General features: G+C 67.6%; 13 protein-coding genes. 4 read left to right on the forward strand and 9 right to left on the reverse strand.

All coding sequences use genetic code 11. The features are described 5' to 3' along the window. Nucleotide 1: 1 nt before the first annotated feature. The gene (locus A7G45_RS07510; protein WP_043402590.1) at nt 2-1,414 is read right to left on the reverse strand and encodes a decaprenylphosphoryl-beta-D-ribose oxidase; all 1,413 of its coding nucleotides are present in this window, start codon (nt 1,412-1,414) and stop codon (nt 2-4) included. A gap of 25 nt (nt 1,415-1,439) precedes the next feature. Beyond that, nucleotides 1,440-1,907, reverse strand: a complete 468-nt coding sequence (locus A7G45_RS07515; RefSeq protein ID WP_110789046.1) for a GtrA family protein — start codon at nt 1,905-1,907, stop codon at nt 1,440-1,442. Nucleotides 1,908-1,935: 28 nt separating this feature from the next. Here A7G45_RS07515 and A7G45_RS07520 point away from each other — a divergent pair, with 28 nt between their 5' ends. Then, on the forward strand, nt 1,936-2,559 hold the full coding sequence (locus A7G45_RS07520) for an HD domain-containing protein (RefSeq protein WP_043402592.1): 624 nt from the start codon (nt 1,936-1,938) through the stop codon (nt 2,557-2,559). On the opposite strand, the gene pdxR is transcribed toward A7G45_RS07520, so the two are convergent. Then, nucleotides 2,549-3,970, reverse strand: a complete 1,422-nt coding sequence (pdxR, locus tag A7G45_RS07525; RefSeq protein WP_260935395.1) for a MocR-like pyridoxine biosynthesis transcription factor PdxR — start codon at nt 3,968-3,970, stop codon at nt 2,549-2,551. The two genes, A7G45_RS07520 and pdxR, sit on opposite strands and share 11 nt — an antisense overlap. Nucleotides 3,971-4,019: 49 nt before the next feature. Between pdxR and A7G45_RS07530 the strand changes: the two genes are divergently transcribed. Continuing rightward, nucleotides 4,020-4,502: a carboxymuconolactone decarboxylase family protein gene (locus A7G45_RS07530; protein ID WP_260935397.1), complete on the forward strand. Its 483-nt coding sequence runs from the start codon at nt 4,020-4,022 to the stop codon at nt 4,500-4,502. Here the strand turns inward: A7G45_RS07530 and A7G45_RS07535 are convergent. Beyond that, nucleotides 4,471-5,370 (reverse strand): alpha/beta fold hydrolase, encoded by a 900-nt coding sequence (locus tag A7G45_RS07535; RefSeq protein WP_260935399.1) that lies wholly within the window; start codon nt 5,368-5,370, stop codon nt 4,471-4,473. The genes A7G45_RS07530 and A7G45_RS07535 overlap by 32 nt on opposite strands. An 82-nt stretch (nt 5,371-5,452) precedes the next feature. On the opposite strand from A7G45_RS07535, the gene A7G45_RS07540 reads away from it, so the two are divergent. Further along, nucleotides 5,453-6,082, forward strand: coding sequence for a winged helix-turn-helix transcriptional regulator (locus A7G45_RS07540; protein ID WP_260935400.1), 630 nt, complete (start codon nt 5,453-5,455; stop codon nt 6,080-6,082). On the opposite strand, the gene A7G45_RS07545 is transcribed toward A7G45_RS07540, so the two are convergent. From A7G45_RS07545 to A7G45_RS07555, 3 genes are all read right to left on the reverse strand, one after another. Beyond that, nucleotides 6,065-7,891 carry a DUF222 domain-containing protein gene (locus tag A7G45_RS07545; protein WP_260935401.1) on the reverse strand — a complete coding sequence of 609 codons (1,827 nt, stop codon included), beginning with the start codon at nt 7,889-7,891 and terminating at the stop codon, nt 6,065-6,067. The two genes, A7G45_RS07540 and A7G45_RS07545, sit on opposite strands and share 18 nt — an antisense overlap. Before the next feature lie 175 nt (nt 7,892-8,066). Further along, the gene (locus A7G45_RS07550; protein WP_260935403.1) at nt 8,067-8,699 is read right to left on the reverse strand and encodes a hypothetical protein; all 633 of its coding nucleotides are present in this window, start codon (nt 8,697-8,699) and stop codon (nt 8,067-8,069) included. A 149-nt stretch (nt 8,700-8,848) separates the two neighbouring features. After that, nucleotides 8,849-10,444 (reverse strand): DUF2207 family protein, encoded by a 1,596-nt coding sequence (locus tag A7G45_RS07555; protein ID WP_260935405.1) that lies wholly within the window; start codon nt 10,442-10,444, stop codon nt 8,849-8,851. A gap of 479 nt (nt 10,445-10,923) precedes the next feature. Between A7G45_RS07555 and A7G45_RS07560 the strand changes: the two genes are divergently transcribed. Beyond that, nucleotides 10,924-11,820, forward strand: coding sequence for a neutral zinc metallopeptidase (locus A7G45_RS07560; RefSeq protein ID WP_260935406.1), 897 nt, complete (start codon nt 10,924-10,926; stop codon nt 11,818-11,820). A 74-nt stretch (nt 11,821-11,894) separates the two neighbouring features. Here the strand turns inward: A7G45_RS07560 and wzm are convergent, their stop codons facing one another. Together wzm and glfT1 are read right to left on the reverse strand one after the other, a co-directional pair. Beyond that, entirely contained in the window at nt 11,895-12,725 is an 831-nt protein-coding gene (gene wzm / locus A7G45_RS07565) for a galactan export ABC transporter permease subunit Wzm/RfbD (protein ID WP_260935408.1), read from the reverse strand. After that, nucleotides 12,722-13,648: a galactofuranosyltransferase GlfT1 gene (gene glfT1, locus A7G45_RS07570; RefSeq protein ID WP_276555015.1), complete on the reverse strand. Its 927-nt coding sequence runs from the start codon at nt 13,646-13,648 to the stop codon at nt 12,722-12,724. Before glfT1 ends, wzm begins: the two co-directional genes overlap by 4 nt. Between the last annotated feature and the right edge of the window lie 4 nt (nt 13,649-13,652).

Genomic DNA, 13,652 nt, shown 5'->3' on the forward strand with positions numbered 1-13,652 from the left:
CCTAGAGAAGTTCGAGGCGGCGGGCCATGTCGGATGCGAACACGCCGTTGGGGTCAGCCTTGCGGCGGGTGGCGATCCACTCGTCGATCCGCGGGTACATCCGGTGGAAGCTCTCGGCGCTGACGCGGGAATCCTTGGCCGTGTACACGCGGCCGCCGAATTCCATTGCGCGCTTGTCGAGTTCGTTGAGGAACTCGTTGACACCCGGCCGGTTCGGGAAGTCCAGGGCGACGTTCCAGCCCTGCATCGGGAAGCTCAGCGGCGCCTTGTTGCCCGGGCCGAACAGCTTGAAGACGTTCAGCGCCGAGTACTGCTTCTGGGTGTGCATCCAGCGGATGATGCCCTTGAACTCTTCGAGCGCGTCGGGCGGAACCAGGAACTGGTGCTGCGCGAAACCCGCTGGGCCATAGGCATATTGCCAACCCGAGGTGATGTCGAGCATGTGGTAGAACTGCGTCAGGTTGACGATCTTGCCCTGGTAGTTGCCGCTCATGCGGTAGAACGCCTCGCCGATCGCCGACAGCGAGAGCTTGTTCATGAAGCTGACCGGGAACAGGTTCGGGATCGACGGCAACTGCGGCGCGGTGAACTTCAGCGGGTCTTTCGCCAGCTTGGCGGGCAGCTGATCCACCTTGGCCAGGCTGCCCCGGCTGACCGCGGCGCGGCCGAGCTTGGGCTCCGGGCTGATCAGGTCGAACCAGGCGCTGGAGTACGTGTAGTTGTCCTCGCTGCCGTCCTGGTGCACCGCGACGGTTTCTTCCAGATCCGCGGTGGCGATGCCGTCGGCGATGAAGTACGCGCTCTCCGTGCGAGTCATCTTGATGCGCGCCCGGATGACGATGCCCGTCAGCCCGTTTCCGGCGACGGTGGCCCAGAACAGCTCGCTGTCCGGTCCGTCGGGGGTCAGGGTGTGCACTTCACCGTCGGCCATCAGCAGATCCAGCGACAGCACGTGGTTGCCGAAGCTGCCCGCGCTGTGGTGGTTCTTGCCGTGGATGTCCGAGGCGATCGCGCCGCCGACCGTGACCTGCCGGGTGCCCGGCAGCACCGGGACCCACAGCCCGAACGGCAGTGCGGCCTTCATCAGCTGATCGAGGCTGACGCCGGCGTCGACGTCGGCGATGGCCGTCTCGGAGCTGATCGAATGGATCCGGTTCAGCGCCGTCATATCGACGACGATGCCGCCGCCGTTGCAGGCCTGGTCACCGTAGGACCGGCCGAGACCGCGGCCGAGGATGCCGCGGCGCAGGTGGGCGGGGCTGGAAGAGTTTGCGTCCGCAACCCGCTTGACCGCCTCGGCGATCACAGAGACATCGGGTGTGGACAGCACGTTTGCCACGGACGGTGCCGTGCGGCCGAACCCGGTGAGGGCGCGGCGCGTCAAGGGCAGCGTGGCGTCAGGCTGGGTAGACATAACGGTCAAAGGGTACCGGGCAACGTCACTTCAGCCGGAAAATCACGGCTCGCTGCACCACGAAGTTGATCACCGTCGCCGTGCCCTGGGCGATGACAAAGGCCACAGGCCGTCGCCAGGACTCGCCCTCGAATTGCAGATAGAACAGCTGATTGATGCCGACCTGCAGTCCGAAGGTGACTGCGTACAAGATCACAACCGCGATGAATCGCGCCCGGCTGGGTTCGGCCTGGAAGGTCCAGCGCCGGTTGATCAGGTAGGCCGTCGTCGTGCCGGCGATGAAACTGAGCGTCTTCGCGATCAGCGTGGCCCGCGCGTCCGGCATGCCGTTCGCCACGAAGACGGCGCTGAGCAGCGCATACAGGCCGTAATCGACCACCGCGGACAAGCCGCCGGTGACGACGAACCGCCACGCCTGCGTCACCAGGCCCAAGGACGCCTCGACGGCTTTCTCGGCACTGTGTTCGGCGGGGATCTCGACTGGCTCGGCCACCCGGGCAGCTTACGTGCACCATGGACACGTGACCGATTTGCTCCAGGCATGGCACACACTGCTGGCGCGGCATTCTGTGTCGCCGCGCGTCGACGACGTCGGGGCGTCGCTGCTGGGTCGCTGGGCCGAGCCGCACCGCAGTTACCACGACCTGAGTCACCTGCGCGGCATCCTGTCCGGAGTGGACGCCCTGGAGGGCTTCGCGGACGATCCTGACGCGGTGCGCCTGGCTGCGTGGTACCACGACGCGGTGTACGCCGGGCAGTCTGACGATGAGGAGAACAGCGCCCTACTTGCCGAGTCGGACCTGGCCGATCTGGGCGTGGAGCCGGCATTCGTGGCGGAGGTGGGGCGCCTGGTGCGGGTGACCATCACCCACGACCCGGCGGCCGACGACCACAACGGCCAGGTGCTGTCCGACGCCGACCTGGCGGTGCTCGCGGTGCCGCCGGCGGACTACCAACACAACACCGCGCGGGTGCGGGCCGAGTACCGCCACGTCAGCGACGCGGACTTCGGAATGTGGCGGGGCCGGATGATCGCGGCGATGCTGGCCGGGCCGTCGCTGTACCGCACGGTCGAGGGGCAGCGGCTGTGGGAGGACGCCGCCCGGGCCAATCTCGAGGCGGAGTTGGCGTCGCTCACCGGCTGACGGCCGCCAGCACGGCATGCAGTGCGTCGAGCGCGGCGTTGAACTCGTGGTCGGCCGGCGTGCCGAAGCTCACCACCACGCCGTCCTGGTGCGGGGTGTCCGGCGCCGCATCAGGGTGCCGTAGCAGCGCCAGCCCGGACAGCGCGATTCCGGCGTCGGCTGCGCGGCGCATGACCTCGTGTTCGGTCCCGTCCGGCAGCCGGATCAAGGCGTGCAGTCCGGCTGACAGCCCACTGATTTCGACATCCAGCCCGGACAGCTTGGCCGCCAGCGCATCTCGCCGCCGGCGGTAGCTGTTGCGCATCCGGCGAATGTGCTTGTCGTACTGGCCGGATTCGATGAAGTCGGCCATGGTCAGTTGGTCGATGGCGTTGACGTAGAACTGTTGCCCGCCCGCCGCGGCCAGCACCGGGTCGATCAGGTTGTCGGGCAACACCATCCAGCCCAACCGCAGCACAGGCGACAGGCTCTTGCTGGCCGATCCGAGATAGGCCACCCGGTCGGGATCCAGCCCTTGCATGGAGCCGATCGGTTGTCGGTCGTAGCGGAACTCGCCGTCGTAGTCGTCTTCCAGGACATAGCTTTTCGTGCGGACCGCCCAGTCGAGGGCTTGGGTGCGCCGCGCGGGATGCAGGGGCACGCCGTGCGGGAAATGGTGCGCCGGGGTGAGCAGAACCGCTGCCGCGCTGGTCGTTTCGAGATTCTCGATGACGGCGCCGTCGTCGTCGATCCGGATCGGCACCGTGCCGGCACCGTTCTCGTCTATGGCGTCCCGGAACAGGAACAGCCCGTAGTCCTCGACGGCAATGGTGTTGGGTGTGAACACTTTCGACAGCAGCTCGACGGCGTGCCGGGTCCCGGCGCAGATGACGATCGATTCGGCCGTGGTGCGGACGCCGCGGGCCCGGGCCAGGTAGGTGGCCAGCGCGGCGCGCAGTTCCGGACGCCCGCGGGCGTCGCCGGTGCGGAGTGCTTCGGTCGGGGCGTTGGTGAGGGCCCGGCGCGCCGACGCCAGCCAGGCCTGCCGAGGAAACGCCGCGACGTTTCCCGAACCCGGCATGAGGTTGTGCGTGGGGGTGCCCGGTTGGGCGCGCTGGGTGACCGGCGCCGATTCGGTGTGCGAGCCGACAACCCACGTGCCCGCGCCCTGGCGCGAGCCCAGCCAGCCCTCGGCGACCAATTCGGCGTAGGCCTCGGCGACGGTGTTGCGGGCCAACCCGAGGTCGGTGGCAAGCGATCGGGATGGCGGCAGCATGGTGCCGGCGGTCAATCGACCTGACCGGACCGCGTCTCTCAGTGCCCTGATCAGCTGGTCACGAGTGCCGCGTCGGCCCGGGTGGACGGTGGATCCGAGGTCCAGATGCAGGTCCAGTCCCGCGCTGTTCGCTTCAGAATTGGCCCATGAAACCACGCATAAATTGAACCATGTTCGCGGGTTTTTCATGGCTAACGTGGATGCCATGACCGAGACACTGAACGCACCGAACACCACCACCCACACCAAGCGCATCGACATCTACGACGTCGCTCCCGAGCTCTACGCCGGGATGATGGCCTTCAGCAATGCCGCGTCCAAGGAGATCGATTCGACCATCGGTGAGCTGATCAAGATTCGCGCCTCGCAGCTCAACCACTGCGCCTTCTGCCTCGACATGCATGTCCACGACGCGCGCCGCTTCGGCGAGACCGAGCAGCGTCTGGCCCTGGTTGCCGCGTGGGAGGAAGCCGGCGATCTGTTCACCGACCGCGAGCGGGCCGCGCTGGCCATCACCGAGGCCATCACCGATCTGAGCCACGGTCCGGTTCCGGACGACGTGTACGCCCAAGCCGCCGCGGTGTTCACCGAGCGCGAGCTCGCGCACGTCGTCGGCATGGCCACCGTCATCAACTCGTGGAACCGGCTGAACGCCGCTACTCGGAAGGCTGTCGCGCGCCGTCGCTGAACGTGCGGATCGCCGCGGCGAATTCCTCGGGGGCGTCGGACTCGACATAGGTTCCGGCGCCCTCGACGATCACGGTCGTGTGATTGGGGAACGTCGCTTCCAGCCGCTCACGCTCCTGGGGACGGAAGGCAATGTCGGCGTCGCCCCAGGCGATCAGCGTCGGCAGCTGGGCGATGTCCGGCAGCCCGGCCTCCACCTCGGCGAAGAAATCCCGACTCGTAAGCACCCGGCCCGGGAGTACCGCAGACGCCTGACGCCGGTCGGCGGTGCCCAGCGCCCGGCGGTAGTGATCCATCTCGGCTGCGGTCGGCTTGCGCCTCTGGTGGCCGGTCGGGATGAAGGCGTTGACGAGCAGATTGAATTGCCGGACCAGGAAACGCATCGGGAGTCCGCCGACGATGCGACCGAACCACTCGAAGTGGAATGTCCCGTTGACCGGCCAGGCCCAGGTATTGGCGAGCACCAGCCGATGGAAGACGCCCGGCCGCCGCTGTGCCACCGCAAGGCCGATCATGCCGCCCCAGTCCTGCCCGACCAACGTGACGTCCTTGAGGTCCAGCTCGTCGACAAACGCGGTGACGACGTCGGCGTGCTCCTCGGGCAGGTAGCGGTAACCGGGCCTCGGTGTGGACAACCCGAAGCCGGGGTAGTCGAGGGCGATGCACCGGAAGTCCTTGCGCAGCAAGAGGATTATCTCGCGGAACAGGAACGACCACGTCGGATTGCCGTGCAGCATCAGCAGCGTGGGGCCGGACCCTTCGTCCACGTAGTGCACGGTGTGGCCGTCGATCTCGATGAAGTGGCTCTCGAACGGGAACAGATCGTCGTCGACCCAGGCGGGCCGTGTGGTCTGAGCGGTATTGGTCATGGCAACCCCTCGTCGGATCAGCTTCCGGGTATGCTTGAACATCTCATAGTCACTTGAGAAATTCAAGTAGAAGGGCGGAGCGATGCGCAGCTACGACCAATACTGCGGGCTCGCCCGGTCCCTCGAAATCGTGGGCGACCGATGGAACCTCCTCATCGTGCGGGAACTCCTCATCGCACCCGCCCGCTACCGCGACCTGATCGAGCGCCTCCCCGGCATCGCGACCAACCTGCTCGCCGACCGGCTCCGCGATCTCGAGGCTGCGGGGGTGGTCAAGCGCCGGCTGGCCGGCGAAGGCAGCGTGGTCGAATACACCCTGACGCCATGGGGTGCGGAGTTGCGCCAACCGATCGAAGGCCTGCTCCGCTGGTCCACGCCGTTGATGATCAGTGGCCCCGCGGGCAGTGACTCCTTCCGGCCGGAGTGGCTCACCCTCGCCGTCCCGGCCCTGCTCGACGGCCGGGTCAAGGTTCGCTCTGTAGTGACGATCGGCCTCGTGCTCGGCAACGAGACCCTGCAGCTGCGCGCGACCCGTTCCGGCTTCGAGATCGGTCCGCCCGACGGCCGCAAGCTTGATGCCTCGATCAGCGCCGGCCCCGCCTGCATCCTCGGTCTCGCCGCGGGTGCACTCGCCCTCGGTGATGCCCGTGCACTCGGACTCGTCGAAGTCGACGGCGATGAGGCCGTCGTCCGATCAGTCTTCGGTGCCTGACGCGGATGGTGGTGGGATGTCGCTGTCGGTGGGTGGGCGTTGTCCGGTGGATTCCTGTTGTTCTGCGGCCTGGCGCGCTGCTTCGCGGGCTGCGTGGCGTCGGTCGGCGGCTTCTTGGCCGGCCGCTATCGCTTGGAGGTCGGCTTCGTTGAGGGCGCGTTCGTAAGCGATCTGCTGGGCCTGGTTGTGGGCGCGGGTGCGCCGCCGGATGGGCATCATGATGCCGCGGCCGGGTGCCGGTGGGGCGTCGAGGTCGGTGACGTTCGACAGTGGCCCGTCCGGTAGTGGGGTGTCAACCTGCTTGTGGGGGAACAGGATTCGGCTTTCGGGCACGCTGGTGTAGGTGTGGCCGGTGGGTGCGGTCCACACGATGGTGCCGTCGGGCTGTTGACGGTCCCGCCAACCATCAGGCCCGCTGTAGAAGGTTTTGAGTAGGTGGTGTTTTCGGCATTTCGGGCTGAGATTGCCCGGATGGGTCGGCCCCGCCGGCCAGGGAATCGTATGGTCGACATCGCAGGCGGTCGCGGGCTGATCGCAACCAGGGAACATGCACGTCATCGCCCGCATCCGGACGAACTCATCCATGGCGGTCGAGGGCCGGTACCGGGGCACCCCGCCCAGATCGGTACCCCTGGCGACGGTGCGGACGGTAGCGCCGCGGGCCACCAGATCAGCCAGCAGTGCCGGCGGCACCACCGACCCGCCGACCATGTAGCCGACGGGGGTGCGTACCGGAGCAGGGACCGTGGCGGCTGCTGGCGCGGGAACGGGCGCCGGGACCGGTGTCGCTTCGGGCGCGGTCTCGTGCTCCGACTCCGGTGCCGGTGCTGGGGCCGGGGTTTTGTACGGCGTGGTGGCCGGCTGCGGATCGCTCACCGGTGCGGGCTCGGACGCCGGCGTCGGCACGGCTTCGGGCTCAGGCTGGGGTGCAGGAGGCATGGGAGCCAGGGGCGCGGCCGGGTCACCGCTGAGCAGCGGATCGGCCACCGGCGCGGGGAGCGCATCGGTGAGTACGTGGATCACCACTGCCGTGGCGCGGGCATCGGGCCCGGCGGCTGGGCACTCGGGGTTGCCGCATTGGCACGCCAACCGATCCCCACGCGCGGCCAGCACACCCAGAGCGTCGGCACGGCGCTGCCCGAACGTGCGGGGATCGTTGTCGCATACTTGCCGGGCGAGTTCGGTCAGTACTCGATCCAGTAGTTCGGCGTCGGTGGCCAGCAGGGCACCCCAGATGGAGGCCACCCCGGTGTCGTCGTCGGGTTTGCCGACCCCGACCCCACGGCGCCGGGCCGCGGATCGCACTTTGAGGACCGCGGCCGGATCGAATTTCTGCACCCAGCCGTCGATCTTCTTCTCGATCTTCTTGCGGGACAGGCCCGCCCACTCTGACAGTGCCCCGGCCAGCGCGGCATCGATCACCGCCATCAGGTTCGGGTCCTCGACCAAGCGGGTACGCCAACAGATCAGGCCCACCGTCCGCGCGGATACCCCGCCGTCGGCGAATACCGCCGCTACCCGCGGTAGCCGGTACCGCAACGCGATCGCCACCGACAACTGCCCCGACGCTTCCTTCGGACCAATCCCCAGCGCGGCACCGACCTCCGCGCAGGCCGCATCCCAGCCATCGCAGGCCCACCACTGCCGATCACCGTGATTGTCGACCCGCAGCTCCACCAGATCCGCGATCGCCACGAACCGGCCGGACGCGGCCACCGCTTCCACCCGCGCATAATGCGCCATCGCATCGACCGTCGAGGCATCGCGCACGAGGACCCCCGTGCCACCGATACCACAATGATCGAACATGTGTTCGAGTCTATCGGAAGGATCTGACGCGTGCCACAGCAGAATTCGAGCCTGTGGATAACGTGCTCAGTTGCCCTGAGGCCCGCTCAAGCCTCAGGTCGCCACGGCGCTCGTCGAATCCGGGATGCATCGGAGTCGGCCGCGCGATGCAGCCGACCCCGAGCGTCGCGGTGAATCAAGCAGTGATGTCGAAAGCGTCCCGGATGCTCTCGCGGGTGACGGTGAGCTGGGCTTCGACCGCTTCACGGGCCGATGTGGCGGTGGTGCGCAGCTCGCCCCATTCGCGGCCGGCGACCTCGCGCACGTCGTCGGCGCCCTGGGCGGCGGTGCCGGCCACGGTGAACAGTCCGTCCACGGCGGTCGCGGTCAAAGCGCCCTGGGCGCGAACCAGCGAGCCGGCCACGTGTGAGGCGCCCGCGATGATCGCGTTCGGGCCGACGGCGTTGCGGCCGACGTATTCGCCTACGGCGCTGCGGATGTCGCGACCCGACTCGGCCAGCACGTCCTGAACGGCCGAGCCGGTCTCGGTCACCGCATCCGGCAGGGTGGCGCCGTCGCGCACCGACGAGAGCACCTTGGCCGGAGACTCGACGACGGCCTCGGCGGCCGCGGAGGTGGCGCTGACGAGCTGACGGGTGAGGCTGTGGCCGGCGTCGAGCTGACGCTCCAGCACACCGCTCAGCACCTCGCGGATGGCGAGACCGGTGTTGGTCTCCTCTTCGGCGGCGTCAGCGGCCTCGACGAGCTCGGCCTCGATGACCTGCCCGTTCGCGGTGTCGTTGGTGGTGGGGGTTTCGGTGATGGTCATGATTGCTCCTGGGGGACGCGGAAAGCCGGTAGCCGCAATTGAACTCCGCGCCACCGAACCCAAGGTGACGGTCAAGTGGCCGGCAGGAACCCCGGAGACAACGAGCTGAGCCCGGGGTAGTGACCTACGCGACATTCGGCCGCGGAAACCTAACGACGCGCTGCTTCGCTCTGGGCGGCAATGCCGTCCAGCTGTGCGGCCAGGGTCGGCAATCCTGCCGGCAATGGCTGGTCACCGGCGGCTCGATACCAGTCAGCGGTGCCCGGGTTCGGCCAGCGGCTCAGCCAGGTACGAAGTTCGCCCAGCGAGTGCGCGTAGGGAATGGCGCGGTGCAGCAGGACCGCTTGCCCCTGCGGTGGCACGCTGTCCGGGCTGAAGGTGGTCAGATAGCGCCGGGTGCTGCTGATGGCCGCGGTCAGTCGACTGCCGCGCGCGGTACGGTCTGGCAGTAGCCGTCCCACGGCGGCCAGGCCGGCACCCAGCACGGTGACGGAGAGGCCCCAGAGCGGGTGCGGTATCGCGACGGCGGCGACGGCGCCGAGCAGCACCAATGCGTAGCCCACGATTTCCAGTCGATGGCCACGGCGAAGCCAGGCCCCGACGCTGGCGGTGATTGCCCAACGCGCCGCCATGAGCTCAATGGGTCGATCCGACTGTGTAAGGGCCAGAACGGAAGTCGACTCGCGGTTGTTGGGCAGCAAGGCGTCGACGACCGCGCGCTCGAATTCGGTGACGCCGCCATCGAGTGGGGTGCGTCGCGAAATCTGGAAGTCGAGTACACCTGCGGGCGTGGGGCGTTCGGCGATCCACAGGTAGTTGCGGACCGCGAGGTCCAGCACAGTGGCGCCGAGGTCGGACGGGCGAGTGCGGCCGTTGGTGACCGAGCCGATCTGGCCGGGGAGGACGCCGTCGGGAGACGTGAAGGCGCCGTCGCTGGGGTCGAGCAATTGCACTGGGCCCGTGGTGGATTGGATTGCAGCGTCATCCGCTCGGCGGCGCAACCAGGCCAGCACCGTCAGTGCGAGCGCGATGATCGCCGCAGTGGTGACGGCAATCAGCCCGGCAGTGTCATTGCCGCCGGACGAAGCCGGGTCGCCGCCGACGGTGGGCGTGAAATCAGCTGTGGCCGTGACGGTTTTCGCCGGCAGGAGAACAGAGAACAGGGCGACCTCGTTGGCCCCCAGGTTGTTGTTCTGGAACTCGATCGAGCCATTGGCGGCGGTCTGGGTCAACGAGCACAAGCGGCGAACGCCGATCTGGCCGTACGCGCAGATGGGTGAATCCGGCTTAGCCGACGGTGAGTTGAAGGACCCGGTCAGCGTCGAGATCGGGGCGGACCATCCTGCTGTCAGTATCCAGGTGAACTGCTGGAGATTCGGGCCGTCAGCGACGGTGCCGCGGACGGTGTAGCCGACCTTGGAGGTACCGGCCGGTGCGTTGATGACCAGCGCGCCGCCCTGAACCTCGGCTGACGCACCGTTGTCGCCGCTGATATCGGAGATCTGGAAATGTTGAGTCCGGTTGGCCTCCACCGGAATTGACAGCGGAATGCGTCCGGTCGCGGTGGTGCCCTCGGGCACAGTCGCAGTCGTGGTCACCGCCAGGGTGCCGTCGCTGTGCAGGCTCAGATTGACATCGAGGGTGATCGCGGGTGTGTCAGCCCGCGCGGGACCTACGCCCACGGTCAGGCAGGCCCCCAGGACCGAGAAAACGACGGCCGCGACAATGCTGGCTCGAACCCCCATGGTCGGCACAGTAATCTACGGCTGATGCGATCGTGGGGTCCGCAGCGTCCATGGCCGCCGGCGGGGGGACAGAATCCCTCGGCAACCGCGCCAGGTCAGTGGGTAGGCGTCTCCTAGCCGCGCGATAGTCTTCGCGAATGCAGTCGTGGGGGCCGACGGGTAGACCGCCGGGACAGAATCCGTGGGTCGCGGCACCGGGGGCGTGGCAGCAAGTGCCCCGTGCGACCCACGTCGGTGCCGCTCCAGGGAGCGGCCACACCGGACAGTTCCCCGTGTGGGGCGGTGCCTGGCAGCAGCGCGCGGTTCACGGTGGTCGGCCGGCTCCGCCGGTCGGACCCTGGGGTCCGCCGCCCGGCTATCCGGCCGCCTCGCTGCCTCAGTTCTATCCGCCGCCCCGAAAGAGCTCTGCCGCACCGATTCTCATCGGTGTCGGCGCCTTACTGTTGGTATTCCTTTTGGCCGCAGGGTGTTTGGCTGCGGTGAAGCGGACTCCGGTGCGGGCAGGCGGGCCGATGACGTACGTCCCCACGACCGACGACTATCCGGATTTCGGGCCGACGGGTACCTGGACCCGAACCAGTACCACTGCGACGACGACGGCCACCCCGACCCCGACGACCCCGCCATTGCCGACCGGATATGCGGCGTTGGGTGGCAACGCGCTGTGGCAGAACCCTGAGTGGGGGCTACAGAATCAGCCGTGTAACCCGCAGGGCTGGCCGAGCGACACGGCGACCGCTGCCGCCTTCTACGAATCGGCCCTGCTCTGCCTGGATACCGGCTGGAAGCCGCTGGTCGATGCGGCGGGGCAGGAATTCCGGGGCGCCAAGGTGCTGGTGCCGACGGGCACGGTGGTGCAGAGCCCGTGCGGGACCAATTCGGTTGGGCCGACGCACAACCCGGCCTTTTACTGCGGGTCGACCGAGACCATCTACATGCCGCTGGAGGGCCTGCCGGCGGCTCGGTACGGCAGTCAGGCGGTCATCTATCTGTCGATGCTCGCGCACGAGTACGGTCACCACGTCCAGGCGTTGGTAGGGGCGCTGGCCGAGGAGTATCGGCAGGCGAATGCAGCCGGCTTCGATTCGGCTGGCGGCCTGGAGTTGTCGCGCCGACTGGAGCTGCAGGCACAATGTTTTTCCGGCATGCTCATCGGCTCGATCGCGAACGTACGCGGCCGCACCGGTGGCCGCTTCGGCCAGCAGGACATCGACATCGCCTTCCAAGATGCGTTGCGCGGTGACTGGGAGCCCACGAGGTACGCGAGGGACCACGGCACCCCGCAGCACGGTCAGGGCTGGTGGGAAGTCGGCGACACGTCGAATCGGGTCAGTCAGTGCAACACCTGGAACGCGCCGTCGGGTGACGTGTCGTAGGCGGCGCGCCACGACGAATCGGCGACGAGCAGATCGAGCAGGTCGCTACCCGGTTCGGTACGTCGAGTACTGAATCAGACCCAGTACGGCACGCGGGCCCGGTACTGCCGCATCGCGATCGCGGCGACGATCCAGCCCAGGATGGTCAACGTGATCACCACGACCCAGTGCCGCAGTTCCTGAGGCTCACCCAACAACGGCGCGCGGACGATGTCCACGTAGTGCAGAAGGGGGTTCAGCTCAATGATTTTCGCCCACGTGCCCGCGCCCTGGAGGCGCAGCGTCTGGTCGTTCCAGATGATCGGGGTGATGTAGAACAGCAGCTGCACAAGGCTCGCCAGCAGCGGGCTGATATCTCGGTAGCGGGTCGCCAGGATGCCGAAACACAAGGCGACCCAGACACAGTTGGCGACGATCAGCGCCAACGCCGGGATCACCGACAGGTCGGCCCAGGACCACGGCTTCGGGAAGATGATCGCGATGATCACGAAGATGATGATGTTGTGCGCGAACAGCAGCACCTGGCGCCACACCAAGCGGTAGACATGCACCGACAATGGCGTCGGAAGTTGTTTGATGAGGCCCTCATTGGCGATGAACACATCGGCGCCTTCGAGGATCGACGCGTTGATCAGGTTCCAGATGATCAGGCCCAGCGTCACATAGGGCAGGTGCTCGGCCAGCGGGAGGTGGAACAGCTGGGAGTACAGGCCGCCCAGCGCCACGGCCATGGTGCCGGTGGCGATGGTGATCCAGATGGGACCGAGCACCGAGCGCCGGTAGCGCTGCTTGATGTCCTGCCAGCCCAGGTGCAGCCAGAGTTCGCGCTTGCCGAAGCCGCTCCCCAGGTCGCCCCAAGCGCGGCGCAGCGTTTTGGACTGCGCGGCCGCGTCGGTGAACGTCATCGCTGTCCTCCTGAAATGGGTCCGCCCGAACCGGGCCTGCTGAACTTCTCGTCTCGTCCCAAGCGGCGCAATCGCATCCAGTCGCGCAGCCCCGCCGGATCCCGCCGGGTGATCAGGAAGTACCAACCGAACCGCACCCACTCCTGGGGGACCAGCTTGCGCATACCCGGCTGGGACTGCAGATATCCGCGGTTGCGGTAGGTGAAATAGCGCTTGGTGGCGTCGTCGGGGTACTGCGTGTGCATGCGGCCGCCGAGGATCGGCTTGAACTCGTCGGAGCCCTGCGGGTGCAGGTACACCGCGTCCAGGCAGGTGCCGAACGGCAGGCCGGAGCGGACCAGCCGGCGGTGGACCTCGACCTCGTCGCCGCGGACGAACAGCCGGATATCTGGTACGCCAACGGCTTCCAGTGTCGCGGCCCGGAACAGTGCGCCATTGAACAGTGACGCGATGCCGGGGAGCAAGTCGACCCCGGCGTCCTTATCGACCTGCAACTCGGAGACGTACCGCCGCCACACCAGCCCGCGGCGCAACGGAAAGGCCAGCCGCGCAGGCTCGTTCAGGTCGCACACCATGGGCGACACCTCGGCCAGGTCGTGCTTCGCCGCGCAGTCCAACATTGTCGCGAGGACCGACGAATCGGCGGGACGCCCGTCGTCGTCGGCCAGCCACACCCACTCGGCGCCCAGCGCCAGCGCGTGCAGGATGCCCAGCGCGAAACCGCCTGCGCCGCCCAGGTTTCGGGCCGAACCGAGGTACGTGGTCGCGACCGGCTGGGATTCCACCAAGGTCCGCACCGCGGGGTCGTTGTCGTTGTCGACGACGATCACGTGATCGGGCAGCCGAGTCTGGGAGCACACCACGGCAAGGGATTTCGCCAACAACTCCGGTCGCCGGTGGGTCACGATGACCGCGCACAACATGTCG

It is taken from the genome of Mycolicibacterium llatzerense (genome assembly GCF_025331195.1).
Classification (GTDB): domain Bacteria; phylum Actinomycetota; class Actinomycetes; order Mycobacteriales; family Mycobacteriaceae; genus Mycobacterium; species Mycobacterium llatzerense.

Coding starts and splice junctions, on each gene's coding strand:
- A7G45_RS07510 (WP_043402590.1), bottom strand. CDS start 1,414: ATGTCTACCCAGCCTGACGCCACGCTGCCCTTGACGCGCCGCGCCCTC.
- A7G45_RS07530 (WP_260935397.1), top strand. CDS start 4,020: ATGACCGAGACACTGAACGCACCGAACACCACCACCCACACCAAGCGC.
- A7G45_RS07535 (WP_260935399.1), bottom strand. CDS start 5,370: ATGACCAATACCGCTCAGACCACACGGCCCGCCTGGGTCGACGACGAT.
- A7G45_RS07540 (WP_260935400.1), top strand. CDS start 5,453: ATGCGCAGCTACGACCAATACTGCGGGCTCGCCCGGTCCCTCGAAATC.
- A7G45_RS07545 (WP_260935401.1), bottom strand. CDS start 7,891: ATGTTCGATCATTGTGGTATCGGTGGCACGGGGGTCCTCGTGCGCGAT.
- A7G45_RS07550 (WP_260935403.1), bottom strand. CDS start 8,699: ATGACCATCACCGAAACCCCCACCACCAACGACACCGCGAACGGGCAG.
- A7G45_RS07555 (WP_260935405.1), bottom strand. CDS start 10,444: ATGGGGGTTCGAGCCAGCATTGTCGCGGCCGTCGTTTTCTCGGTCCTG.
- wzm (WP_260935408.1), bottom strand. CDS start 12,725: ATGACGTTCACCGACGCGGCCGCGCAGTCCAAAACGCTGCGCCGCGCT.
- glfT1 (WP_276555015.1), bottom strand. CDS start 13,648: ATGTTGTGCGCGGTCATCGTGACCCACCGGCGACCGGAGTTGTTGGCG.